Origin of the sequence: Brevibacillus sp. BD137, assembly GCF_041644655.1 — a bacterium.
Classification (GTDB): Bacteria; Bacillota; Bacilli; order Brevibacillales; family Brevibacillaceae; genus Brevibacillus; species Brevibacillus brevis_D.
In genome coordinates, this window is the sequence record NZ_JAOTNO010000006.1 from 293,462 (window position 1) to 317,925 (window position 24,464).

The following is a 24,464-nucleotide window of genomic DNA, read 5'->3' on the forward strand; positions in this document are numbered from 1 at the left end:
CTGTTTTTATGGTTGCCTACTCATGATCAATCTGGTTACATATGAATTGGAACTATTTTGTATAGCAAGCTGCACCAGACAGAAAGGGTGAAAATGAGATGAAACTATTTCTATCGGTAGACATGGAAGGTATTTCAGGCATTGTAGATACGAGCTATATTAACCCAGCTTCGGGGGTTAACTATCAGCGTGGACGCCAATTTATGACAGATGATGCCAATGCGGTTATTGAAGCTGCACTTGAGTCTGGCGTAACGGAAATTGTCGTAGCAGACAGCCACAACACGATGAACAACATTCTCTGGGAAAAGCTCCATCCGAAAGCGAGACTGTTGGCAGGTTCTCCACGCGATTCATCCATGATGCAGGGAATCGATGAGAGCTTTGATGCAGCGATGTTTATCGGCTATCATACTCGCCAAGGGATTCCTGGTGTGCTCAGCCATACAATGTCCGGTGTGGTTCACAATATGTATATCAACGGACAAGTCGTGGGTGAGTTCGGCTTTAACGCCGCGATCGCGGGTATGCATAACGTTCCTGTTGTCATGGTGTCTGGTGATAATCTCATCGCCGTCGAAGCACAGGAACTGATTCCAGGCATCCAAACAGCGATCGTGAAGGAAGCGGTATCCCGCACAGCTGCTATCTGTCTCTCGCGCGAAGAAGCGACCGCTGAACTGAAACGCAAGACAGCCAATGCCTTGCGCAACCGGAACAACATCCAGCCATTCCGTACAGCTGTACCTGTAGAGCTGGCGATGGAATTCTCGCACGCAGGACAAGCCGAGATGGCCGCTATTGTCCCGGGCACGCGTTATGAAACAGCAACAAACACAGTTTATTACAATGCAGCCAATCCACAGGATATGTACAAAACAATGCGCGCTATGCTGAACCTGGCATCCGGTGCTGAATTTTTTTAAAAAGAAGAAGGAAGGAACGGAAGGGCTGAAATCAGTTCTTCCGTTCTCCATTTTGGCGGTAGATTATTCAAGCTCGCCCATTCTTCCGTTTCCGGGCTACTTGTGGCCGAAAGCCTCTTTTTCCCTTTCTTGCTTTTGCTTTTCCCTTCGCTTTCTCCTTCTGTCTGTTGTTCATTCCTCGATTGGATGCGCGAGAGCCTGGCCCGCCTCCAACAGCGTGCTGTTGCTTCGTGTTGGAGCTTTCAATCGCAGCATTCGTACCACCTGTACTGTACGTGCCACCCCCACCTGCAACTTGTGTGGCGGAAGCATTTGCAAGGCGTCTTGCCAGCTTGACTACTTGGTCGTTTATCACCACAATGGCTTCTTTTCCATTTTTCTTTTTGCCCTTATGATGACCATGATACTCCGATTGCTTGCCGGCCATTCCCCGATTTCGCGCAATTCCACCAGCTCCCACGCTCTGTTGTTGCAGTGTGTTCGATGAATCGATGGCGGCATCATTACCGGAAGCACTGCTTCGTCCTGCCCCGCTGGCAATTTGGGTGGTGTTTGGGGCATTTGTAAACTGCGTATTTAGTACGACAACCACTCTACTGGTTTCACGCAAAAATGTCTTCACGACCATTCGCTTTTTACCCTTTTGGTAAATGACTGTTAGTTTATCCTTCCGACGGGACATGTGCAGTTCATTCCTTTACATGAGACTACTACATGTAAATGCGAAAGACGGACAAAGCGTGTTGGACAAATGATGTGGATTTGCAAAAATATACTTTTGTTCGCATTCCGAAGCGTAGACTGGAAATTCACTTCTTTCCCCCTCTGTAGCTACTCCTACTCCTCTTAACCAAATATAAAAGCAGACTCACCATGTGAGTCTGCTTGTCGTTTCAGCTTTTATAATTTCCGAACGTTCGTCGCTTGAGGACCGCGTTGACCATTTTCTACGTCAAACTCCACCTCTTGCCCTTCGTCCAAGGATTTGTACCCTTCGCCCTGAATAGCGGAGAAGTGAACAAATACGTCATCTCCACCATCACGCTCGATAAAACCGAAACCTTTTTCACTGTTGAACCACTTTACTCTTCCACGTTCCATTTTTGCCTCCTAGCATGTAACCCTTACATGACATTTGAAATATTGTCTTACCTCGGTTACTATTGCCATTTACGAGGCTTATTATACGTGACCGAATTTTTTCCTCCTACTTCGCAGCCTCTGTAGCTTCTTTGGCTTTGCTCTGGTCCACAATAAATTGTCCCTTCCAGTTGCCCTTTGTTTTGCCGATCCGGTTCACATCGATATTTAAGGTGAGTGGCTGTGGTAGCTTGAATCCATGCGCGACGAAGGCAAGGACGCCCTCTGGCTTGTCATGATCGGCTATTCCCACCTCTACTTCCTTACCGGTCTCGTCTGTTAAGTAGAAAGGCATATTATCCTCTTTGGTCCCGATAAAGTTTAAAACACTTGTACCTTCCACGCCTTTTTCCTGGTACACAGGATTGCCATTTGCTTCGCCTACCACATTTAAACCTGTCGTATCGAATTCGAAAGGCACCAGTTCTCCATTTTGTTGTTCAATGCGATAGTGGAGCAGAACTTTGCCATCTTCCGCATACACTTCCGTAAAATGAATCGTAATCCTCTGATCGGTAATTTTTTGATCGATCGGTATGGACAACCCTTTTTCCGCTGCTCGCTTAACCTCTTCACCCACCAAACTGTTCAAGTTTTTTGGATTGTCCGCAAAATAAGAGGTTCCATTTAAAGCCGCATATACTCCAGTCGGCAGAATAATAGCAGCAACTAATCCCATCATAAGTAATTTTTTCTTCATCGGTACAGTCTCCTTTTTTTTGTGATAGCGATGAAAGGACTGCCTGACACGCTGGTCGAGTTCATCAGGTATCGTGGTCTCGTCTATTTTTTTGGTGAGAGACTGTTTTATGATTTTTTCGATAGACATGTTTGGAGTTCCTCCTCATTCCATTCGACGTCAATCCACTCGCGGATTCGCTTTAATGCCAGATGATTTCTCGATTTTGCCGTGCCCGCAGGTATTTGCAGCAGTTCGGCTATCTGGTCGTACGTATAATCGTAGTAATACCGATAAATCACGACGATGCGCAGCTTGAACGGCAGCTTTTGGATTGCTTGCTGCATCTCTGTGGCAGACTCCATCGCAAGCATTGGCTCATCCGGTGTTTCGACATGTTGCTCTTCTTCCAAGCTCTGTTTTCGTTCTAACAGACGGAATCTTCTCCAAATCTGTCTACGCCAGTTTTTCACCTGTCTAATGACAATCCCATTCACCCAGAAAAGAAACGGACGCTTGCGATCATAGGCAGGCAGTGATCTCCATAGCTGATAGTAAATTTCGCTTACAATATCATGAACATCTTCTTTATTCGTGACCATGGCTGCTACGGTACCGTAAATTTTTGTCCGCGTCATGCTGTAGATCACCTCAAAAGCTTCTTGATCTCCATCAAGCAAACGGTCCAGCCACAGTTCTAACATTTGATCATTCATCGGAGGGCCCCCTGAAATTGTATACACCTTGTATTGGCTCTCTCGTTCAATATGGTTCACTACTTTATGAAAAAAACCTCTCCAAACGCTTTTACGTGCGTTTAGAGAGGTTTTGGCATTCAAATCAGTGGAACTTGTTCAAGAATTAAATGCGCACCACAGTCGCCTTGCTGACAAGGTCACGCGGGATGCGGTTCTTTGTATCGAAGAGGATCGGCGCGTCAGCCATCTTTTCAGCAACCTGTGCCCAATCTGCCTCAGCAAATTCCTTTTGCACAGCAGTCAGGATCAACGCATCTGCTCCATTCACTGCTTTGTCCAGGCTGTCAACCTTGTGATCATACACAGTCGGAACAGCCGGATCGTAGGAACGAACGTCTACTCCTTTTGCCATGAGCACCTTGATCAGGTCGTGGACAGGGCTTACACGGTCGTCATTGGAAAAGTCTTTCATCGCCATTCCCAACACAGCTACACGGCTTCCTGCCAATGTCTTGCCATTCTTCTTCAAAGCTTGCTCGAGCATGCCGATCAACACTTCAGGTACCGCATCATTCGTGTTGCGAGCCAATTGCAGAATCGGCAGGTTTACTTCCAATTCACGTGCTTTAGGCTGCAAGTAGTACAACGCATTCGGCAAGCAGAAGCCGCCTACACCCGGTCCTGGCGATAACAGGTTTACACGTGTGTGCGTATTAGCAACCTTGATCAGCTCGAACGTATCGATGCCAAATGCCTCAGAGAAACGAGCGAATTCCTGCACCATCGCAATGTTTACATCACGCTGGATGTTCTCGATGACTTTTGCTGTCTCGACTACGCGGATATCCGTGATTGTGATGTCCGTCTCGCTGATGAAGGACAACAACTCTTTACCTTTTTCAGCGCTTTGTTCATTGATGCCACCCAAAACGAGCGGCATATGGATGAACTCTTCAAAAGCACGCCCTTCTGCAATTCGCTCCGAGCAGTATGTCAGGTAGAAATCGACACCCGCAACAAGACCGCTTGTTTCCTCCAAAATCGGCAGAATCACATCTTCTGTCGTTCCTGGTACGACGGTACTGCGGATCATGATCGTATCGCCTTTTTTCAGTACACGACCGAGCGACTGTGCACAGCTTTTCAGCGGTCCGAGATCAGGATCGCCGTTATGAACAGGCAACCCAACTGTTACAATATAGTTATGGACTTCCGCAGCAGCTTCCTCGTAGGAGGACGTTGCACGGAAACGTTTTGCTTCAATCTGCTCTTTGAGGATCTCTGGCAACGTTTTTCCCTGATAGGACTCCAGGTGATGGGAATGTGCCGCATTGATCTCATCGACGACATGCGGTAAGACGTCAATACCGATGACGTTTGCTCCTTTCATGGCATAGGTAAGCGCCAACGGCAAGCCTACAAACCCCAATCCCACAACAGCTACGCGTACAGGTTGAGTCATTGCGTATCTCCTCTTTCACATTCTCCAAGTAAGGTCCGTATGACTGTAGAAGTCACGCGGCCAACTTGCGTATATTTTTAGGACAGGTAGTAAACACCTGCAGCGATAAAAAGCACACACAATCCGATGAGGACCTTGTACAACGTTTCCAAGGCTGTTCCTCCCCCATACAATCTTGGCTTGTCCTCTTTTTCGTAAAAAGGACGTTGATTGGGCAGAATAGTTTGGTACTCTTTCGCCAAATCAAATTATACTCTCGTTTGAAATATCGTTCAACCCGTCTAACGAGGCAAGGATGCCCCTATGATATACGAAAAACCGATGGACAGGACCATCGCAATAAAGCCAATGGCCCTGTTATCCTTCGCAATTTCCTGATCAACATTAAACGTTGGGGTCATGAATTCAAAAATGAAGTACGCAGACAGCAACAGGAAAAATCCGAATGTCGCCCAAATCAACGCTTCGCCCAAAGACAAATGCGCCTGAATGGAATAACGGAAAATGTTCGCGATCCCAAAAATTTTCCCGCCTGTTGCCATTGCTACTGCCATGTTCCCACGCTTCAATTCTTCCCAAACACGATATCGCGTCACCAGTTCAAAAATGGCTAAGAATAAAACCATCGCCAGTCCAGACACTGTAAAATAAGCTGCAGTTGCAAAATATGGATTGTGTAGAAGGCTTTCCATATGTCCCTCCCGACCTCTTATTTCAATTCGGCAATGGTAGCACCTACGCCGCCTTCTCCTTGACCGCCTAAGCGGAAGGATTTTACATTACGATGACTCCGCAAATACTCGTGCACGCCTTTTCGCAGTACCCCTGTCCCGTGTCCGTGAATAATGGACACCGAGTGCAAGCCTGCCAGCAGTGCATCATCTAAAAACTGATCGATTTCCCGAATGCTGTCCTCGACGTTGTAGCCGCGCAAGTCGAGATCCATCTTGATATTGTCACTGCGACGCTTCACAGAGGTGTACGGAGCCGCTTGCGGTTTTTGCTGGATGGAGTTTTGTACATGCATATCATCGCGTTTTACTTTCATTTTCATGATCCCGATTTGCACGAGGAACTCTTCATTGTTTACCTTTTCCAGCACGGTTCCTTTTTGTCCGAAGCTCGTCACCATTACCTCGTCGCCCACCTTGATCTGCGTGGCGCGAACTGCTTTTGCCGGCTTCTTCACCTTTTCCTTCTCCAGCTCAAGCACGGCATTGCCCAAGCGCTTCTTCGCATCGATGAGACGATGCTCCTTGATTTCCATGCCTTCTGCCATCATTTCGCGCAGCTCGCGAATGATCGTTTCTGCTTCTTCTTTTGCGAGTTGGACGGCAATTCGCGCTTCGTCTTCTGCTCGCTCCATTCGTTTGTTTTTCTCTTCAGCAAATTGGGCGCGCTCTTCCTCGAGCTGTCTACGCAGTTCTTCCGCTTCCTGGCGGGCTGCCTTTGCCGCCAACCTGTCTGCTTCCGCCGACTTGCGATTACGCTCCAACGAAGCAATCATGCTCTCGACCTGATTGTCTTCCTCACTGATCGAGCCACGCGCTACATCAATGATGTGTTCCGGCAATCCCAAGCGTCTTGCGATGGCAAACGCGTTGGATCTGCCAGGCACCCCGATGAGCAAGCGATAAGTAGGACGCAACGTCTGTACGTCAAATTCTACGCTGGCGTTGATGACTTCAGGTCTATCGTAGGCATACGCCTTCAGTTCACTGTAGTGAGTCGTTGCAACCAATCTCGCACCGGAATCAATCACATGGTCGATGATGGACATGGCCAAAGCAGCACCCTCTGTTGGGTCTGTTCCTGCGCCTAGCTCGTCAAACAACACCAAGCTCTTGTTATCCATTTTCGCTAAGATTTGAATAATATTGGTCATATGGCTCGAGAATGTAGACAGGCTCTGCTCGATGGATTGCTCATCCCCGATATCGGCAAAAATGGAGGAGAATACAGTCATCTCACTCTCTTCTTCTGCCGGAATATGCAAGCCCGCCATCGTCATCAAGGACAGCAGTCCGATTGTTTTGAGGGAAACGGTTTTCCCCCCTGTATTCGGACCCGTCACAACTATCGCCTGATACTCTCCACCTAGCTCCACATCTACTGGAACGACAACTTCTCGTGGAATGAGTGGATGACGCGCTTTTCGCATGTTTACGTATCCGCGATCATTGATGCGTGGACAAATCGCCTTCATGCTCCAGGCAAGCTGCGCCTTGGCAAACATAAAATCGAGCTCTGTTAGTGCTTCTGTATTCTCGACCAAAGCCTCTACCGCAAAGGATACTTGCTCCGTCAACACATACAGAATGCGCTCCACTTCACGCTCCTCGCGCAGACGAAGCTCGCGAAGCTTGTTGTTCATCTCGACGATCACTTCCGGTTCGATAAAGAGCGTCGCCCCGGATGCCGACTGATCGTGAACAATTCCACCAAATACCGAACGATACTCCTGCTTCACCGGAATGACGAAACGATCTCCACGAATCGTAACGATGTTTTCCATCAGCATTTTTTGGTACGTAGACGAGCGTGTCATTTGATCGAGCTTTTCGCGAATGCGCGACTCGAGCTGTCTAATCTCCTGACGTACCTGTCGCAATTCAAGACTCGCGCTGTCCAAAATATCGCCGTTTTCATCAACACAGCGGCGAATTTCGGTTTCCAACTCGCGCAGGCCCTCAATACGCTCTGCCTGCTGTTGCAATAATGGCAGCTCGTGATCGTCACACATATCGAGCAAAAACGTTTTGAGCCTGCGTCCGGCCATAACGGTGCTGGCGATATCCAGCAATTCCATCGGGGCGAGCATGGCGTTTAATCTGGCGCGCTGTACGGGGCCGCGGATATCGCGAATGCCTCCGAGCGGTACGCTGCCTTTTAAGCGTAACACGGTTGCTGCTTGTTCAGTCCCTTGCTGAGCGGTAATGACTTCATCCAAGCGTAAAAAAGGAATCAGCTCTGATGCTTTTTCTTTTCCATATGTGCAAGATGCCTTGTCAATCAACAGGGCGACTATTTTATCGTATTCTAACGTCTTTAAAACCCGTTGTTCCACTGTGCTCCTCCTTCTTTATCCAGCGGCGACCGTTGTACCGTGCGGGCGGGAGCGACGGTCTATACCGGCAATCATTACGATATCTCCCCATTATAGCATGGCAGCGGAGCTTAGAAAACTTGGGCAACGGGTAGCACCGGACAGGCACCACCTGCGAAGGATAATTTTACACGTTTTCGTTTGGCATAGTTCAGCTCCTTGCGTGAGAGAATGAAAGGTGAAACAACCCTAAAGGAGGAGTACACTTGACGATCATGCGCCATATCGTCCGCTTTATCGTCGCTGCCGTAGTCCTGATGTTTGTCGGCTTTTTGGTCCCCGGCTTTTCAGTTAGCAGTTTTTGGACAGCTCTGCTCGCGGCCGTTGTCATCGCACTGATTGGCTGGGCCGTAGAAGCCATTTTCGGAGAACGAATTTCGCCGTACAATCGGGGTATTATCGGCTTCTTGGTCAGTGCCGTCGTGATTTATCTCACACAGTTCATCGTCTCTGGCTTCCGCGTAACGATTCTTGGAGCGCTCCTGGCTTCCTTGGTGATTGGGATCATCGACTTGTTTATCCCGATCAAAACCCATATGGATTTGCGCAATGGAGATGCCGGGAACAAGCAGGAGACATAGGAAAAATGCAACAAAGAGCCATCCCATCAAAGACGGGGTGGCTCTTCTCATTTTACCCACAACGTGAAAAGAGAGGCATTTCGCCCCTCTTTTCCTTAATCTATCGGTTTAGCCTTTGCCTCTTCCTGAATGATTTTCAGCAGTTCTTCGTACTCCTGACGTAAGCGGAAGTATTCATCCGCGATATTGACTGCAGAAAGTACGGCAATTTTGGCAGTATCCAGTCGATGGTTGCCGTTTGCGATTTCGTTCATCTTGTCATCAACGAAACCGGCCACCATGCGTATGTGATTGACACTTGCCTTGCCGCTGAGCCGGTATTGTTGGCCAAAGATGTCCACCGTCAAACGATTTTTCCCATCACCTTGCACGAGAGGTACCTCCCTACTGCGACCTTTGCTCTACATTATCCTTTTTTAGGTTACTGAAAATGTCAGATTTCGTCAAGCTGTGTTACACGCGCAATTCAGCACCTGTGTTGTTTTTCAAGGCTTCGATGACAGCAGTAGTCACTTGTTGAATCTCTTCGTCCTGCAAGGTACGCTCTGCGTGACGGAATACGAGGGCAAATGCCATGCTCTTCTTATCTTGGGCAATACGCTCACCCATGTATACATCGAACAGGGTTACGGACTCAAGCAGCTCTCCTGCCGCTTCACGAATCGTTGCTTCCAATGCACCAGCAGCTACATTACGATCGACAACGAGAGCCAAGTCACGCGTTACCGCCGGGGACTTCGGCAGCTGATTATAATGTCCGACCTCGGCAGCTACATCAATCAAAACAGCTACATCAAACTGGAATACGTACGTTTCGGACAGATCATACGCTTTTTCTGTGCCCGGATGAACTTGCCCCAGATAGCCCAGTCGTTTTTCTCCTACCCATACCTCTGCGGTACGTCCTGGGTGCATACCTGCGATGTCCTGGACTGCTTTGTACTCGGTAGCTTGGATGCCCAAACGAGCGAAGAGTGATTCCACAATCCCTTTGGTTTGGAAGAAATCAACAGGCTGCTTGGCGCCCATCCAGTTTTGTGTGAGCAGTTGTCCAGTCAATGCACCCGCTACATACAGACGCTCTTCCGGAAGCTGGGTGAGTGTTTCTTCTTTTGTCAAGAACACACGGCCCAATTCGAAAATCGCAACATCGTGGTTTTGGCGGTTTTTATTGTAAGCCACTGTTTCCAAGAGGCTAGGTATCAAGCTTGTGCGCAGAACGCTATGGTCTTCACTCATTGGCATCATGAGTGCAACAGGGTTTACTTTTTCCTGATGCAGACCCGCTACTGCCTCAACATGATCTGGATGAACCAGTGCATAGGAAATCGCTTCATTCATACCAGTACCGATCAGGTGATGACGGATCGTACGGCGCAATTGCTGTTCTTTTGTCAACTGTCCCTGTGTGGTCGAACCAGAAGGCAAGCTGGTCGGAATGTTGTCGTAGCCGTACAGACGTGCAACCTCTTCCACCAAATCCTCTGGCAGCGTAATGTCGCCACGTCTCGTTGGAACGGTTACCGTCCATTTGTCGCCCGCTACTTCATACGGGAATTGCAGACGCTCGAAAATCGGCGATACATCAGAAGCAGACATGTCGGTTCCGAGATGCTGATTGATTTTTGTAAGCGTAACGGAAACAACAGCAGGCGCAGCTTCGCTCACAACAGCAGAGCTGATTCCTTTGGATACTGTTGCCCCAGACAGTTGCTGAATCAACGCAGCGGCGCGCTCACCAGCTTCTTGTACACGTGCTTGGTCAACGCCTTTTTCCCAACGTACGCAGCCTTCTGTACGCATGCCGAGCATACGAGCTGTGCGACGCACTGTTTTTGGCGTGAACCAAGCTGCTTCGAGAATGATTTCACTCGTCTCACCAGTAATTTCGGAGTTCGCTCCGCCCATTACACCAGCGATCGCCAAGCCTTTGGTCTGGTCGGCAATCAGCAAGGTTTGTGCATCCAGCGCGCGCTCTTGATCGTCCAATGTCACGAGCTTTTCGCCCTCGTTTGCCAGTCGAACGATAATAGAGCGGTCAGCTACCTGTGTCGCATCGAAAGCATGCAGCGGCTGACCGTACTCGAGCAGGACATAGTTCGTTACGTCTACCACATTATTGATTGGACGAATTCCTGCTGCCATCAGGCGATTTTTCATCCATTGCGGAGATGTCGCGATTTTGGCGTTGGTGAAGTGACGGCCGTGGTATTGATAACATTCGTTTGTCGCATCGATCTTAACTTGGATCGGGTTGTCGCCACCGTTTTCGGTCAGCTCGATTTGCGGGAATACCACTTCTTTGCCCAAGATAGCAGCAACCTCGTAAGCAACCCCCAACATGCTCAAGCAATCCGAACGGTTCGGGGTCAATCCCAATTCCAGCACGTAGTCATCCAAGCCGAGGTACGAAACAGCATCCATTCCGATCTCCGCATCCGCTGGCAGAACCATAATGCCTTCTTGCTGATCTTTTGCCAAAAGCTTGTCGTTTAAGCCCAATTCTTTTGCAGAGCAGATCATTCCTTGGGATTCTACACCGCGTAGCTTGGAACGCTTGATGTTCAGGCCACCTGGGAGCTTCGCACCGATCAGGGCAACGAGAACTTTTTGTCCCTTGTCTACGTTCGCTGCTCCACAAACGATTTGCAGGTCTTCTCCTTGTCCTGCATCAACCACACATACGTTGAGACGGTCTGCATCCGGGTGCTTGCTGCGTTCTTTTACATAACCGATCACAACACCGGATACACCTTCGTTGCGGGATTCAACTGCGTCTACTTCAATCCCGCTGCGAGTCAGCTTTTCAGCCAGCTCCTGGGGCGTCGTTCCACTCAGATCGACGTATTCAGATAACCATTGGTACGATACCTTCATCTTTACCTCTCCTCTCTAGCCTCGATTGAACTGACGCAGGAAACGAACGTCGTTGGTATAAAAATGGCGGATGTCCTCTACCGCGTATTTGAGCATCGCAATTCGTTCCACACCCATACCGAATGCAAAGCCGCTGACTTCCTCAGGGTTGTAGCCGGCCATTTCCAGTACGCGCGGGTGTACCATACCAGCACCCAAAATCTCGATCCAGCCTGTTTGCTTACAAACACGGCAACCGTGACCGCCGCAGTTGAAGCATTGCAGGTCTACTTCTACGGAAGGCTCCGTGAACGGGAAGAAGCTTGGGCGCAGACGAATTTGCTGGTTTTCCCCGAACATTTGGCGGGCAAACGTCAAGAGGGTACCTTTTAAGTCACTCATCCCGATTTTTTTATCAATCACAAGACCCTCGATCTGCGTGAATTGGTGGGAATGTGTCGCATCGTCATCATCACGGCGATACACTTTACCCGGACAGATCATTTTGAGCGGGGTCTTGCCTTCTTTTTTCAACATTGTTCGTGCTTGCACAGGGGATGTCTGCGTACGGAGCAGCAGCTCTTCTGTGACGTAAAACGTATCTTGCATATCGCGTGCCGGGTGATCCTTCGGCAGGTTCAGCATCTCGAAGTTGAAGTGGTCCATTTCAACCTCAGGACCTTCTGCCACCTCGAAGCCTAGACCAATGAAGATGTCCTCGATCTCTTCAATGATCCGAGAAAGCGGATGCATGGTGCCTGCTGGTACTGGACGTCCTGGCAGTGTCACATCGATCGTTTGAGAAGAAAGCTTGGCAAAGAGAGCCGCTTCTTCAAATGCTTTTTGTTTACCGGAGAACGCTGCCTCCAGCGCTTCCCTTACTTCATTCACCAGCTGACCGACAACTGGACGCTCTTCTGGGGACAGGCTGCCCATGCCGCGCAGCAGTTCTGTCAACTCGCCCTTTTTCCCCAGGTATTTGACGCGCAAATCCTGAAGTTGTGCGGCTTCTGTCACTTGGCTGATTTGGCCCAGTGCGGACTCTTTCATTTCTTGCAACCGAGTTTGCACTTCGAATCGCTCCTTTATTTCTGTTTTGGAAAAAGAAAAACCCGCCCCTCAAAAAGGGACGAGTTACTTTTTTCTCGCGGTACCACCCTTGTTAGACAATTCGCTTCCACCCTGTGACAAATGCATGACAATATCACTAGTGGAAAGAGACATTTGTCTCACTTCAGATCATTGGTAACGGGTATGACCCGGCTGCTCCTACTGCGCGAAAAGCGGTTCAGAGTGCGGCTTTGGAGTGAATTCGGCAGCTATCATGTTAAAGATGCTCGCAGTCTGTGGCATCTTCTCCCTGGAAAAACAGATAGGTCCTGCGTACTAGTCTCCGTCATCGCTTTACGTTATAATTGTGACGTAAGGAAAATTATAGCGTAACAAGAGAGAACTTTCAATTCTACAAATGTTACATATCCAGATTGTGTTTTCATGTGTATGTTACCCATTCGAAAGGGGATTTTGACATGATAGACAATGTTTCCGCCCTTTACGATAAGACAAGCAGCTGCAGCCATTGCCAAGCGACCTTTTCGACCAAAAGAATCAGAAGCGGCACGTTGACGATGGTCAACCGCGACAGCGATTTTTATACCACTTTTAAAGAACAATCTTTAAATCCCATTTTATATACCGTCAATGTCTGCCCTGAATGCGGCTTTGCTTTTACGGATCAATTCCGGGACAAGCTCGCCCCCTGGCAAAAGCAGATTGTGGATGAACAAATCTCCTCGAAATGGAAGCCAAAAGATTTTGGCAAGGTTCGACACGTACCAGAAGCCATTGTCAGCTACAAGCTGGCTATTTATGCAGCTGAAATCACGGATCAGCCCCATTCCGTAAAAGCGGGTCTGTATTTGCGCCTTGCATGGCTTTATCGATACCAAAAAAATGTCACGGAAGAAATGCGCTTTATCGATATGGCCGTGGAAGAATATGAACAATCGTATATTCATTCCGATTATACACGCGGTGACAAAGAAATGACCGAAGTCCGCTTGCTGTACTTGATTGGTGAACTCTATCGCAGACTCGAAAAGTTTGACTTAGCCATTAAATATTTCGGCAAGGCACTCGCCTTTCGCAACCACACCATTGAGAGCGGCATTATCCGGATGGCGCAGGATCAATGGCAACTCGCTCGTGAAGAGTATAAAGAGAAAAAGAACGAGCAAAAGATCGGCTAGACATGTCGATCTTTTTTTATATGCAACATTTGCAAGAATATGGTAAAAATAGTATATTTTAGCTATCTAATGCAAAGGAGTGATTCTTGTGAAAAAGTGGAATCTTATCACGTCAAGTCTGCTGGGAATCCCGTTGCTTTTGACTGGGCAAGCTGGTGCAAGTGCTGCCGAGGTTTCGAACAAGCCATCGCAGGCAGTGGTTGCCATGTCAAGCATTACAGAAGTCAACGTTAATCTGGACATTTATCAAAACCCTATTTATGACAGACTCCCGACCGGCAACCATACGAATCTCATCTCCTACGAGTCGACACCAGGTGGGATCAGCATCGATTCCCAAGGCCGAGTGATTGCATCGTCTCCAGGCTACTATAGGGTTGATGTCTATTACGGTGGCACGCAAGTGTATATCTTCCATTTTAATGTAGGTCCCATGTAATCATTTCAGTGGATCACACAAACAAAGCCGATCATCCTTATTCTTCTCGAGGATGTCGGCTTTACTTATTATCTTCTTTTGCGCTGTGCCTCATAGACAAATATTCCTGCCGCAACCGCTGCATTCAGTGACTCCGCTCCGCCGTAAAGCGGAATGTGGACGAATTGATCAGCTTTGGCAAACATCTCTTTGGAGACGCCTCTTCCTTCATTGCCGATAACCAGTGCCGTCAGACCCGCATAATCAGCCTCGTCATAGGAAACACTGTTTTGCTCCAACGAAGAAATGAGAACTCTCCCTCCCTTTGCCTTCCATTCATCAGCCGTGTCAACTAACGATTGCGTAAATACCGGGATGCGGAACAGTGCTCCCATTGTTGCCCGTACCACTTTTCCATTGTAAATGTCGACACTGCCACTCCCCAGTACGACACCATCGATTGCAGCCGCTTCCGCTGTGCGCAAAATCGTGCCGAGGTTGCCCGGGTCTTGTATTTCGTCCAAAAAGAGGAGCAGTAAGCTTCCTTGTTCCTCTCTCTTCTGATCCACCCATTTTGCCCAATCTGCTGCTGTTTTTTTCACTTCGGCCACAATTCCTTGCGGTGACTTCGTTTCGGACAGCTTCGCCAGCACTGTCTCTGACGCAGCAATGACCTGAACAGCTTCCGGATGATTAGCCAAAGCACGCTGACAAGCAGGGTCCATGTCACGCTGCTGATCGTAAATCACCGTGACTACCTCCGCCCCACTTTTTAGCGCCTCTTCTACCAGATGCGCCCCTTCCACGAGAAAACGCTGCTGCTCTTCCCGTCCTTTCCGTGATAACAACTGGTGCAATCGCTTTACCAGAGGGTTTTGTACTGAAGTAATGATTTCATTTGTCATAAACCTATGCCCGCTCCTCAAATTCGCGTAAGTCTTTGTTGTTCCCGATCACCACAAGCACGTCGCCGTATTGGATTACTTCATCCGGGCTAGGAGCGATATTGAATTTATCTCCGCTTTTGATGGCAATCACGTTGACCTCGTATTTTTTCCGAATATCCAGTTGGCGCAAGTTTTGACCGACCAGCTTGGACGACACGACTACCTCCGCTACGCTGTAGTCCTCTGCCAGCTCAATAAAGTCAAGTACGTTAGAAGAGATTAGATTGTGGGCGACCCGAACTCCCATGTCACGCTCAGGGAATACGACACGGTCAGCTCCCACCTTGTACAATACTTGTCCATGACGCTCATTCTGAGCTTTTGCCACGATCTTTTTGACACCCAGGTCTTTCAGCGTCAACACCGTTAGGATACTCGCCTGAATATCGACCCCAATGGCCACGACAACTACGTCAAAATTACGGATGCCGATTTCCTTCAAGGCGCGTTCATCCGTTGAATCAGCTGCTACCGCGTGCGTTACGTACTGAATATTTTCGTTAATACGCTCCTCGTTCTCATCTATACCCATCACTTCATAATCCATCTCGTACAGCGTTCTCGCCACGCTAGAACCAAAGCGTCCCATCCCAATAATGGCAAATTGCTTGGACATGTTAATCTTCCCCTTTACGGAACTTACCAATAACAAGCATTATAGCACAACCAAAACATCCCCCACAAAACGGGCATGAACGTTTTGTACGAAAAGCATGGTATGACAAATCAGCGTTTACAAATACTATTTCTTGAATTCATTCTCACAAGAGAGGTGCAAGCGCGGTCATGAATATTGCCTCACTCAATTTACGTCAAGCGATCATGTACAAAATGCAAGGCTCAGATCCAAACGAAGTGGAAGAGACCATCAGTGATGCTATCTCAAGCGGTCAGGAGAAGACACTGCCGGGGTTAGGGGTTTTGTTTGAAGTTCTGTGGCAAAACAGCGATGCTTCCTCACGTCAATCCATGATTACGACTATCGCGGAACACTTGCCTGAGCAAGCCGAAAAGCCAATCTAACCATTTCTTCTTCGAACAGACATGCTACAAAGGGAGGGGCTCCTATGTCCCTCCCTTTTCATTGTTCACTTCTCGACCTTTGTTGAACTGATTGCGTATGAATTGAGTGATTGCCAGCAAGATAGGGATAATGATGGTGATCAAATATCCTACATTGGTCAAATGCTGTGTATAAGAAAACAGCTCCACTATATTTTGCGGCACTAACGTTAGGAAAAAAAGAGGCACCATAATCACAATCGCGGTGATTTGCTGAAAACGAATGCCTTTGTGAAACAAGCGCCGCAATGAAAAAATCGTCGCGTAAAGCATATTCCCGATCGTTGTAAATACGGAAGCAACCCAAATCGCAAGAAAGGCGGACTCAAAACGCTCCAAAAACCAGCCGGTTTTCTGCGTTACCTTGACCAGTTCAAGTGTAGGCCACACCATCCTCTGCAATTCTTCATAGCCAAATACAGTAATGCCTGCGACAACTGTAATCAGATAAACGACAAGAGCAAAGCTCATACCTGTCATGCTAGCCACCCCAAGCCTTGCCCCTGGAATAGCGAAGGCAAAGTAAACCATTAACAACTCATACCCAGTGTAGAGCGTATACGTATTCAGCCCCGTTTTCGCGACGTTTGTCCATGACTCGAATCGGAATGGCAATAAATTGTACCAATCTGCGTTCATGAAGGAGACGAGCGGAATCAAGAGAGACGGCAAAAGGAGGAAAGGAATTAACAGCTCATTTACCCTTGCCACAACTTCAATCTCATGACAACAAAGAAACACGACCAACAATAGCAGCGTGATAATAATTACTTCCAGTGGGGTTTGCGGCAATACGGAGGTCACGACGACTTCCCCGAACAATCTGGCTGTGATGCCCGCATTAAGGAACTGATAGAGTATGAAAAGAAATATACACAGGGTACCGATGGCAACACCAAATATCTTCGGCATAAATTCAACAAAGGTAAGACCTGGAAACTGGTTGCCTAAATAAACGATAGCCGCCACAGCCACGGATGCTATCAAAGCACCTACAACGGGGCCCAACCACCCCATTTGATGAAGAAGTTCGGTTGCTGTTCTAGGGATGATGAGGATACCCACCCCGATCATCGAACTGACCATAATGCTTGTCAGTTGCCAGGTACCAAAATTCCGTTTCTGATTCTCCACAGTGATCGCTCTCCTATTGCATTTCCATACCAAGACGGCGCAGCTTGATTGTGTATGTAACACGAATCGGAAAATCCTTGAAATCTTGCTTCCAATTGTGAGTTTTCCAGTAGTCTTGGTAATGCTTCGCACGCAGTGTAAGGCCCAGTTTCAAAATGTCACTATTGTACTGCTTTTGTAATTGCTGCAAGAGCTTCTTTGCGCGGTTCTCCATTTCTTTTTTAATAAGCGCTTGCATTTGTAGGATGAATTGCTCTGGAGGCATTTTCAGGTTTTCTGTAAGTTCGACAATGTCTCCTTGGAGCTCGCATTGATAGGTAGCGGAAGTGGATTTGTGAATGATCACCTTTTTTTTTGCAAAATGCGGACGAAAGCTCACATATCCGTTCTTGGTTTTCGGCAAGGGAATCACAATGTCTCCACCTGGTTTTTCATTTCGCAGCTGAAGTAATACCCATGACTGCACGTGATCCAATATCCCCACCATTTTGTGTCCGCGAAAAACAGCAACCCCTTTCCAGCTCACCTCATTATTTCTTGCCTCTACATAATTCAAAAACGGCTCCATGGTTAGATTAGAGGTCTGATTGAAATAGTCGCCCAACGTTTGGTCTGGAATTCTTCCTAATTTCATGCCATTTTCGATCAGCCCCATCATATAGACGACTGGAATCGGCTCGATTCTCGGTTTGATTTCCAGCAAGGTAGCCGCCTTGCCCTTCACGACGATGGGCCACAGAAGTCGCCGTATTTGCGGTTCTCGACGAAAACTGTCCATGATGTCTTGGATTCCCTTTCTAGCGATCTCCTCACTTACGGCAAGGATACGCGTATGTCCAAGAAACAATCGTTGGTTTAGCCGCATTTGCAAGTTGTTGGAAGCATCTGTCACCGTTCTTCCTGTCACGCTCATGATCTTCACGGCATCCGCATTATTTCCTCCGCCCTTCCCGCTACTCCCCGCGATTTTGATGGGAATAGGAATTTGAACGGTCATTTTATACAGATTTTCGTTTTCTTCATCCTGATCTATCGCAATGGCCAACACCGATGCGCGCTCTTCCAATTCACGTCTGTCCCAGCACCCTGCCAGCAGGATTGTAGAGATGATCAACACAGCGAAGTATCTAAGAGACTTACCCATCGATATTCCGCCCCTCTCGTCGGGTCACCATGTCGCGGATGAGGATTGCTACCCAGTAAACGACAGGGATCAACAAATTAATGACCAGGCTAGACAACCCCAGGAACGACGCCATACTGAATACTTCCGTGATATTTTGTGGAATGAGGGCAAAGAAGAATAAAGGGATGAGAAGGACAGAAGCCGCGATTCTTTGAAACCTGATTCCTTTACGAAACAACTGTCTCAATGAATAAACCACTACGTAATACGCATTGGCTACCGTAGTAAAAACAGCCGAAACCCACACTGCCAAAAAAGCGGACTCCAATCGTTCCAAGATCAATCCAGGCACCTGAGTCGTCTTGACCAACTCTAGTGTCGGCCACGTCACCCTTTGCAGCTCTTCGTAACCAAACACCGAAATACCCGCAACCACAATCAACATGTAGAGTGATGCGGCAATCAATAAACTGTACAATCCCGCTAATTCCCTGTTCGTGTTTTGTTGCGCATAGGCGAAAAAGATGAACATAATTTCAAAACCGGAATAGGAATAAATTCCTTCGTACACTCCTTCTACCATTGATCGGATCGACACATGATTAATCGGCAGGAGATTCCCAATTTCCGACTTTTGAAATGACGCAATCGCGATAAAAAGAAGGGGAAAGATAATAAAAGGAAACAGCAGCTCGTTCACTCGCGCTACTACTTCCACCTCATGCATACACAAGAATAGTATCAACAAAAACATCGTCATGAGCATAACTTCCAACGGAGTCTGCAACAGAACGGATGTGACAACTACTTCCCCAAATACACGCGAGACGACGGCCGTGGAGAAATACAGGTATACCAGATAGATACAAATCCAAGGAAGGCTGAAAACTTTTCCCACCCACGGCCGTTTGGCAGATCCCCACACCTTGTGACTGTATTCAATAAAGGTTTCCCCTGGATAACGCTTGCTCAATTTGACAATTAGCCATAAGGAGACATACGCACCTGCTGAACCAATCAAAGGGGCGATCCAGCCTGCCTCATATAATTTCGAACTGGTTGTGCGAGGAAGGGTCAAAACTCCGACACCGATTAAGGTACTTGTCATGAGACAAATTTGCTGCCACATCGATAGAGTCTGGTGCCAGCCGTGCCCTTCCCTCCTGTTCATTTCTGGTTATCCTCCTCTCTGATCCGGATTTTATCTTGAACATGAAACATCATTGGTCTTGTTTTCAACATGTGATGGGGTGCCCGTATGAACAAGTCCTTCATTCCATTCAGGTTGAGCGGACTAAGCGGGCTCATATAGGGCACTCCAAACGATTTCAGGGAAGACAAATGAATGAGGATGACAATCAAAAACAGCATAATACCGTATAGACCAAACATTCCTGCCAGAATCATTACCGGAAAGCGGAGCATGCGTATAGCAATCGCTGCACTGTAACTTGGGGATGCAAACGAGCCAATTGTCGTTACAGCCACGATGATCACCATGACAGGACTGACGAGCCCAGCCGTTACCGCTGCTTCCCCAACCACGAGTGCCCCAACAATCCCAATCGTAGGACCGATTGGCCCCGGCAGCCTCACACTCGCTTCCCTCAATATTTCAATGGCCAACTCCATAGACAGAGCTTCGATTAAAGAAGGGAAGGGAACGGTAGATCGTCCTGCTGCCATCGCTATAACCAGTCGAGAAGGGATCATCTCAGGATGAAACGAACTAAAAGCGATATAAAGAGACGGCAACAACAAGGCAATGCTGATACTGATAATCCGAATGAAACGAATCAAGGTCGCGATATAAAACCGCTCGTAATAATCCTCAGGACTCTGATAAAACTGCGAAAAAACAGCCGGAGCAATCAATCCGAACGGAGTCCCATCTACCAGAATGCCTACCTTCCCTTCTAAAAGATTGGCCACTACTTTGTCCGGGCGCTCCGTATTTTGAATCTGCGGAAATGGAGACCATCTCCGATCCTGGATCATTTGTTCGATGTACCCGCTCTCCAGCACAGAATCCACCCGAACATTACTCTCGATTCGCGCAATCACTTCCTCTACCATCGGGGGATACGCAATACCCTCGACGTACATGATGTAAATGTCAGTCTGCGTTCGTTCTCCGACAACCATATGTCTCACTCTGAGATTTGGGTCCTTCAAGCGGAAGCGGATCAGTGCTGAATTCACGCACAACGTCTCACAAAAACCATCGCGTGGCCCTCGTACGACGGATTCCGTCTGAGGCTCCTCCACTGAACGCCTGTCCCAACCTCTCGTGTTATTCAAATAAGCATTTTGACATCCATCGAGGATCAGTACCGCACATCCAGACAAAATATTTCGGACGATCTGCCTCAGTTTGTCTGTCAAATCCAGCTCATTTGTCGCCGGATCATTATAGGTGATATCGGGAGTCGTCATATAGCGAATAATAAAATCACTGATGACATTTCGATCCACCATGCCATCTATAAAAACGATAGCGGCTTGCGTCTTTGTCTTCGTTTGAAAACGACGAACAACGAGATCGTCACACTTTCCAAGCTGCGCTTGAATCAATTGGATGTTTTCCTCCACATTTGTCGTAAGCGCAACATCCGATACGCTTTCCATGCTCTTGTCGGAGTGCTGCTCCAACGTTTTTGACTGGAGGGCTTCTTTTCTTTTTTTCCATGCTTGAAAAAACTGGCTCAAGCTGCTCACCCTTATCCATGGAATGTAGAATGTAGACTGTCTACAGGTACGGATAGTGTGCCCAATAATGGAAAGGAAATCCGTAATGGCGTATTACAAAAGAAAAACAGGTCCAACCTAAGTCGGACCTGTTAAGCGACTACCTCGCGCTTGTTTTCAAATTTCTCGTAGCTCTTCTCCAGCATGATCGCCTTTAAGATCTGGACACTTTCCCAAACCTCTGTATAAGTCGTATAGAAAGCAACGGGGGCTAACCGGATGATGTTTGGGGCACGGAAGTCAGGAATAATGCCCGCTTCCTTCAAGGCCTTGCATATACGTATGGCCTCTTCGTGCTCAAGGCTAACATGCCCACCTCGCCGATCGTCCTGCTGTGGGTTCGCAATCGTAAATTCCATGTCTGCCAGCTCCACCTCGATCAAATCCATCATGAACCGCGTTAAGCCGAGCGACTTGGTACGAAGCTTTTCCATGGACACCTCCTGGAACATTTCCAACGAACCAAGCAGTGGGGCGAGACTCAGCATATGTGGGGTACCGATCTGGTAAGCGCCCGCACTTTCGCATGCCTCCAGCGTATGATCCATGTCAAATTGCTTATCCTTTTTCGAGCTGAACCATCCCGCCAATCCAGGAGTCCTGCCAAAATGCTTTCGATTGACATATAGGCTGCCCACGCTTCCAGGTCCCGCATTTAGGTATTTGTAGTTGCACCAGTAGGCAAAGTCCACTCCCAATTTACTGAAGGAGTGCGGGATCGCTCCTACAGAGTGACATCCGTCAAAACCAATCAGAATGCCTCTCTCATGTGCGGCTGCTGTCAACCGTTCGATATCGAGCAGCTGGCCACTGCGATACAGGACGGTAGGAAGGACAACGAGTGCTACTTCATCCGTCATCGCATCGATAATATCCTCTTCTTCGATCAGGCGACCATCTCTTGACGCTACCCGAACCAAATGCTCTTCCGGGTCCAGCCCGTGGAGCTTCATTTGACTCTGGAGTGCGTATATATCCGTAGGGAAATCCAGTTCGGTGGCAACGACCTTCGACCTCTTCCCAACAGGACGATAGAAGGTAGCTGCCAGCTGATGCAGGTTGATCGTCGTAGATCCCGTGACGATCACTTCCTCCGGGCTTGCCCCTACAAGCGCCGCGCTCATCTCTGCCAATTTCTCCGAAAAGAAAAACCACGGATGACGACCCGTTGTCCAGCCTTCCACACCAAGCTCCTTCCAAGACTGCATCATATCCATGACGCTCTTTTCCGCTCTTTTTGACATGAGTCCAAGCGAGTTTCCATCCAAATACAGGCTCGGAAGCAAATAAAACTCTTCGCGATAGCTCGCGAGTTCATCCTGTGCATCCAATTGCTGTGCGTACGCTTTCGTTAAGCCGCTCGATTGAGACATAACTACCTCCTCAGCTTGTTCCATCGTTACTTCCATTATAGGCTGAATTTTCAAACAAGAGAATCCTTTTTACAAAAAGAAAATCCCGTGCCACCTACGACACGAGATTCTTATCCAAATATAGTTGTATTCCCCAAATGACTAGCAAGATTTGCGCGATGCAAAAGAGCGGGAGCAGAATGCGAAAAGAGGTATGCTTGGTCTTATGCCGTTGAATGAGCATACCCTCAAACGCCCCAATCCCTCCTCCTAAAAATGCGACCAAAAAAAGGCTCATTTCTGGAACCCGAAAACCTTTTTCTTTAGCCAGACGCTTGTCTGCCTGCATCAGGTAATAAGCATAGCCATTCACCAGTAAAGCTCCTGCCGCCAGCACCCAAACATTCGAATTGAAGTATCCGACCAAGAGGAGGGCCCAACTAATAACGAGCACCAACATGAAATTGCGGCGGTGGGCAGCTAATTGTTGATGGTACATTTCTTATTCTCCTTTTGCCCGATATGCCCGATTTGCCATAAATTGCTTGCGTACGAAAAATACTACAGCCAATACAATCACGATCACCAGCAAAGCGTAGAAACCGTATTTACGGATGACCTCGATAATGGCTTCCACATTATTACCGAATACATGGCCGAGAAAGTAAAAGGCGATGGTCCAAATCAACCCGATCGGATATGACAGCACCGCATAACGCCGGAACGTCATACCACCAAGCCCGACCAAATAAGGTACGACATGACGGACAACCGGAAATAAGTAGCTGATACAAAGAGCAGTAGTTCCATACTTCTCCAGCAAGCTCGTTGATCGATTCACGGCGTTCCTCATTTTCTCGGTTTTGCACAGCCACTGCAATATCGGTTTCCCAAAGTACTTTCCAAGTAAAAAGCCAATCGTCAATCCGGAGGCAACCCCTAAATATCCCGACAAAAAAGAATACCAAGGGTTTAACATGCCAATGGAGGCAAGAAATCCTCCTGTAGCGACAACCAGCTCATCGGGAATCGGCAAGCCTACAATCCCCAGCCAAAGCATGAAAAAAATCGCTACGTAGCCGTATTGCTCTATGATGGACATTAGCAGGTCGACTTCCATGAGGCAAAATCCCCTATCCTTGCCACAGTGCGGTCATTTCTTGACATACTAGCAGCTATGGCATCGCACGATATCTGACTCTATGTATTACGTTATGAACCTCAAAAAAGGTACTTGTTTATTGTGCAATAGATTTGCGTATTTTATCAAGCACAGATACAACAGACAACCCTATCCTGATAGATGCTTGAGCGCTTCACGCCTGGACAAACTCGCAAGTGGAGTCGCTTCTACAAATTCACGTACGGCTTTGGAATTTGTTTTCGCATACTCTCTCAACGCCCAGCCGATTGCCTTCTGAATAAAAAACTCTTTGGAATCTGCGCATCTTTCCACCAAAGAAAAGAGCCGCCGCTGATCGGTCTTGTCCTTGTACGACAATTGAAATAAAATTGCCGTTCGTTGCAGCCACATGTTGGTCCCATCCATCCAGGCTGTCGCATTCGGTTCGATCAGTTCGGGATGTACGGCGAACAATTTGCCCGTTGTATGGGAAGCCAGATAATCGACGGTATCCCACCACGATTTTGTCGTGATCAGTTCGACAACGAACGGGAGATGGTCAGGGGTGAGACGCTTTTTGGACTTCTCGAGTACGTCAAGCGCTACATACTGGTACTCTCGCGCTGGAAAAGCCCACAGGGAACGAACGACCTGCTCCCAATCTTCGGGTACACCATAATCACGAAAGATTTGTTTGGTCAGTTCTTTGCGCTGTGGTGATTTTATCCCCAGAAAAGGAAAATGATTTTTCATGTACTGCGCCATGGGGCCAGCCACAATCGAATCACTATGTGCACGCAACCGTTCCTCGACAGCCTCCGTATACTCACTTGCGTTCATCCGCGTCTCCTCCCACC

General features: G+C 48.0%; 25 protein-coding genes. 5 read left to right on the plus strand and 20 right to left on the minus strand.

Annotated elements, in window-relative coordinates:
* Positions 1–98: 98 nt before the first annotated feature.
* Complete coding sequence (locus ODZ53_RS16220; protein ID WP_016739026.1) at positions 99–926, plus strand: M55 family metallopeptidase; 828 nt, start codon at positions 99–101, stop codon at positions 924–926.
* A gap of 67 nt (positions 927–993) precedes the next feature.
* Here the strand turns inward: ODZ53_RS16220 and ODZ53_RS16225 are convergent, their stop codons facing one another.
* From ODZ53_RS16225 to ODZ53_RS16255, 7 genes are all read right to left on the minus strand, one after another.
* Entirely contained in the window at positions 994–1,608 is a 615-nt protein-coding gene (locus ODZ53_RS16225; protein ID WP_372678319.1) for a hypothetical protein, read from the minus strand.
* A 218-nt stretch (positions 1,609–1,826) separates the two neighbouring features.
* Complete coding sequence (locus ODZ53_RS16230; RefSeq protein WP_012685372.1) at positions 1,827–2,027, minus strand: cold-shock protein; 201 nt, start codon at positions 2,025–2,027, stop codon at positions 1,827–1,829.
* 106 nt (positions 2,028–2,133) lie between these two features.
* Complete coding sequence (locus tag ODZ53_RS16235) at positions 2,134–2,895, minus strand: DUF4179 domain-containing protein (RefSeq protein ID WP_372678321.1); 762 nt, start codon at positions 2,893–2,895, stop codon at positions 2,134–2,136.
* Complete coding sequence (locus tag ODZ53_RS16240) at positions 2,874–3,461, minus strand: sigma-70 family RNA polymerase sigma factor (RefSeq protein ID WP_372678323.1); 588 nt, start codon at positions 3,459–3,461, stop codon at positions 2,874–2,876. The genes ODZ53_RS16235 and ODZ53_RS16240 overlap by 22 nt, the downstream gene beginning before the upstream one ends.
* Before the next feature lie 145 nt (positions 3,462–3,606).
* Complete coding sequence (locus ODZ53_RS16245) at positions 3,607–4,905, minus strand: nucleotide sugar dehydrogenase (protein WP_234127436.1); 1,299 nt, start codon at positions 4,903–4,905, stop codon at positions 3,607–3,609.
* 281 nt (positions 4,906–5,186) lie between these two features.
* Entirely contained in the window at positions 5,187–5,597 is a 411-nt protein-coding gene (locus tag ODZ53_RS16250) for a DUF350 domain-containing protein (RefSeq protein WP_007728502.1), read from the minus strand.
* Positions 5,598–5,614: 17 nt separating this feature from the next.
* Positions 5,615–7,972, minus strand: a complete 2,358-nt coding sequence (locus ODZ53_RS16255; RefSeq protein ID WP_372678326.1) for an endonuclease MutS2 — start codon at positions 7,970–7,972, stop codon at positions 5,615–5,617.
* A 245-nt stretch (positions 7,973–8,217) separates the two neighbouring features.
* Between ODZ53_RS16255 and ODZ53_RS16260 the strand changes: the two genes are divergently transcribed.
* Positions 8,218–8,592 carry a phage holin family protein gene (locus tag ODZ53_RS16260; RefSeq protein ID WP_041749319.1) on the plus strand — a complete coding sequence of 125 codons (375 nt, stop codon included), beginning with the start codon at positions 8,218–8,220 and terminating at the stop codon, positions 8,590–8,592.
* Between the two features lie 95 nt (positions 8,593–8,687).
* Here ODZ53_RS16260 and zapA read toward each other — a convergent pair whose 3' ends face one another.
* The 3 genes from zapA to pheS form a co-directional block, all read right to left on the minus strand.
* Positions 8,688–8,963: a cell division protein ZapA gene (gene zapA / locus ODZ53_RS16265; protein WP_007728510.1), complete on the minus strand. Its 276-nt coding sequence runs from the start codon at positions 8,961–8,963 to the stop codon at positions 8,688–8,690.
* Positions 8,964–9,045: 82 nt separating this feature from the next.
* The gene (pheT, locus tag ODZ53_RS16270) at positions 9,046–11,469 is read right to left on the minus strand and encodes a phenylalanine--tRNA ligase subunit beta (protein WP_372678328.1); all 2,424 of its coding nucleotides are present in this window, start codon (positions 11,467–11,469) and stop codon (positions 9,046–9,048) included.
* 15 nt (positions 11,470–11,484) lie between these two features.
* On the minus strand, positions 11,485–12,519 hold the full coding sequence (pheS, locus tag ODZ53_RS16275) for a phenylalanine--tRNA ligase subunit alpha (RefSeq protein WP_087345341.1): 1,035 nt from the start codon (positions 12,517–12,519) through the stop codon (positions 11,485–11,487).
* Positions 12,520–12,977: 458 nt separating this feature from the next.
* Between pheS and ODZ53_RS16280 the strand changes: the two genes are divergently transcribed.
* On the plus strand, positions 12,978–13,697 hold the full coding sequence (locus ODZ53_RS16280) for a DUF2225 domain-containing protein (protein WP_372678331.1): 720 nt from the start codon (positions 12,978–12,980) through the stop codon (positions 13,695–13,697).
* An 88-nt stretch (positions 13,698–13,785) separates the two neighbouring features.
* Positions 13,786–14,136: a hypothetical protein gene (locus tag ODZ53_RS16285; protein WP_372678333.1), complete on the plus strand. Its 351-nt coding sequence runs from the start codon at positions 13,786–13,788 to the stop codon at positions 14,134–14,136.
* A 68-nt stretch (positions 14,137–14,204) separates the two neighbouring features.
* Here ODZ53_RS16285 and ODZ53_RS16290 read toward each other — a convergent pair whose 3' ends face one another.
* Both ODZ53_RS16290 and ODZ53_RS16295 read right to left on the minus strand, forming a co-directional pair.
* Entirely contained in the window at positions 14,205–15,020 is an 816-nt protein-coding gene (locus ODZ53_RS16290) for a TrmH family RNA methyltransferase (protein WP_016739036.1), read from the minus strand.
* A 4-nt stretch (positions 15,021–15,024) separates the two neighbouring features.
* On the minus strand, positions 15,025–15,678 hold the full coding sequence (locus tag ODZ53_RS16295; RefSeq protein ID WP_007728524.1) for a potassium channel family protein: 654 nt from the start codon (positions 15,676–15,678) through the stop codon (positions 15,025–15,027).
* Positions 15,679–15,848: 170 nt separating this feature from the next.
* Here ODZ53_RS16295 and sspI point away from each other — a divergent pair, with 170 nt between their 5' ends.
* Entirely contained in the window at positions 15,849–16,085 is a 237-nt protein-coding gene (sspI, locus tag ODZ53_RS16300; protein ID WP_012685360.1) for a small acid-soluble spore protein SspI, read from the plus strand.
* Between the two features lie 42 nt (positions 16,086–16,127).
* On the opposite strand, the gene ODZ53_RS16305 is transcribed toward sspI, so the two are convergent.
* The 8 genes from ODZ53_RS16305 to ODZ53_RS16340 form a co-directional block, all read right to left on the minus strand.
* Positions 16,128–17,258, minus strand: coding sequence for a GerAB/ArcD/ProY family transporter (locus ODZ53_RS16305; protein ID WP_372678336.1), 1,131 nt, complete (start codon positions 17,256–17,258; stop codon positions 16,128–16,130).
* Positions 17,259–17,271: 13 nt separating this feature from the next.
* Positions 17,272–18,402, minus strand: coding sequence for a Ger(x)C family spore germination protein (locus ODZ53_RS16310; RefSeq protein ID WP_372678338.1), 1,131 nt, complete (start codon positions 18,400–18,402; stop codon positions 17,272–17,274).
* On the minus strand, positions 18,395–19,555 hold the full coding sequence (locus ODZ53_RS16315) for a GerAB/ArcD/ProY family transporter (protein ID WP_372678340.1): 1,161 nt from the start codon (positions 19,553–19,555) through the stop codon (positions 18,395–18,397). The genes ODZ53_RS16310 and ODZ53_RS16315 overlap by 8 nt, the downstream gene beginning before the upstream one ends.
* Positions 19,552–21,093, minus strand: a complete 1,542-nt coding sequence (locus tag ODZ53_RS16320; RefSeq protein ID WP_064200977.1) for a spore germination protein — start codon at positions 21,091–21,093, stop codon at positions 19,552–19,554. Before ODZ53_RS16320 ends, ODZ53_RS16315 begins: the two co-directional genes overlap by 4 nt.
* 131 nt (positions 21,094–21,224) lie before the next feature.
* Entirely contained in the window at positions 21,225–22,505 is a 1,281-nt protein-coding gene (gene kynU / locus ODZ53_RS16325) for a kynureninase (RefSeq protein ID WP_372678342.1), read from the minus strand.
* Positions 22,506–22,599: 94 nt separating this feature from the next.
* A complete protein-coding gene (locus ODZ53_RS16330; protein ID WP_188067580.1) occupies positions 22,600–22,983 on the minus strand; it encodes a DUF1294 domain-containing protein in 384 nt (127 codons plus the stop codon).
* A gap of 3 nt (positions 22,984–22,986) precedes the next feature.
* Entirely contained in the window at positions 22,987–23,604 is a 618-nt protein-coding gene (locus tag ODZ53_RS16335; protein ID WP_199929155.1) for a DedA family protein, read from the minus strand.
* 171 nt (positions 23,605–23,775) lie between these two features.
* A complete protein-coding gene (locus ODZ53_RS16340; RefSeq protein WP_372678345.1) occupies positions 23,776–24,447 on the minus strand; it encodes a DNA alkylation repair protein in 672 nt (223 codons plus the stop codon).
* Positions 24,448–24,464: the final 17 nt, after the last annotated feature.

What these genes read in the sequence shown, in the direction of transcription:
- ODZ53_RS16225 (WP_372678319.1), bottom strand. Translation starts at nt 1,608, where the DNA reads ATGTCCCGTCGGAAGGATAAACTAACAGTCATTTACCAAAAGGGTAAA.
- ODZ53_RS16240 (WP_372678323.1), bottom strand. Translation starts at nt 3,461, where the DNA reads ATGAATGATCAAATGTTAGAACTGTGGCTGGACCGTTTGCTTGATGGA.
- sspI (WP_012685360.1), top strand. Translation starts at nt 15,849, where the DNA reads ATGAATATTGCCTCACTCAATTTACGTCAAGCGATCATGTACAAAATG.
- ODZ53_RS16235 (WP_372678321.1), bottom strand. Translation starts at nt 2,895, where the DNA reads ATGTCTATCGAAAAAATCATAAAACAGTCTCTCACCAAAAAAATAGAC.
- ODZ53_RS16290 (WP_016739036.1), bottom strand. Translation starts at nt 15,020, where the DNA reads ATGACAAATGAAATCATTACTTCAGTACAAAACCCTCTGGTAAAGCGA.
- ODZ53_RS16245 (WP_234127436.1), bottom strand. Translation starts at nt 4,905, where the DNA reads ATGACTCAACCTGTACGCGTAGCTGTTGTGGGATTGGGGTTTGTAGGC.
- kynU (WP_372678342.1), bottom strand. Translation starts at nt 22,505, where the DNA reads ATGTCTCAATCGAGCGGCTTAACGAAAGCGTACGCACAGCAATTGGAT.
- ODZ53_RS16230 (WP_012685372.1), bottom strand. Translation starts at nt 2,027, where the DNA reads ATGGAACGTGGAAGAGTAAAGTGGTTCAACAGTGAAAAAGGTTTCGGT.
- ODZ53_RS16340 (WP_372678345.1), bottom strand. Translation starts at nt 24,447, where the DNA reads ATGAACGCAAGTGAGTATACGGAGGCTGTCGAGGAACGGTTGCGTGCA.
- ODZ53_RS16310 (WP_372678338.1), bottom strand. Translation starts at nt 18,402, where the DNA reads ATGGGTAAGTCTCTTAGATACTTCGCTGTGTTGATCATCTCTACAATC.
- ODZ53_RS16315 (WP_372678340.1), bottom strand. Translation starts at nt 19,555, where the DNA reads ATGAACAGGAGGGAAGGGCACGGCTGGCACCAGACTCTATCGATGTGG.
- pheT (WP_372678328.1), bottom strand. Translation starts at nt 11,469, where the DNA reads ATGAAGGTATCGTACCAATGGTTATCTGAATACGTCGATCTGAGTGGA.
- ODZ53_RS16330 (WP_188067580.1), bottom strand. Translation starts at nt 22,983, where the DNA reads ATGTACCATCAACAATTAGCTGCCCACCGCCGCAATTTCATGTTGGTG.
- ODZ53_RS16280 (WP_372678331.1), top strand. Translation starts at nt 12,978, where the DNA reads ATGATAGACAATGTTTCCGCCCTTTACGATAAGACAAGCAGCTGCAGC.
- ODZ53_RS16335 (WP_199929155.1), bottom strand. Translation starts at nt 23,604, where the DNA reads ATGGAAGTCGACCTGCTAATGTCCATCATAGAGCAATACGGCTACGTA.
- ODZ53_RS16295 (WP_007728524.1), bottom strand. Translation starts at nt 15,678, where the DNA reads ATGTCCAAGCAATTTGCCATTATTGGGATGGGACGCTTTGGTTCTAGC.
- ODZ53_RS16250 (WP_007728502.1), bottom strand. Translation starts at nt 5,597, where the DNA reads ATGGAAAGCCTTCTACACAATCCATATTTTGCAACTGCAGCTTATTTT.
- ODZ53_RS16220 (WP_016739026.1), top strand. Translation starts at nt 99, where the DNA reads ATGAAACTATTTCTATCGGTAGACATGGAAGGTATTTCAGGCATTGTA.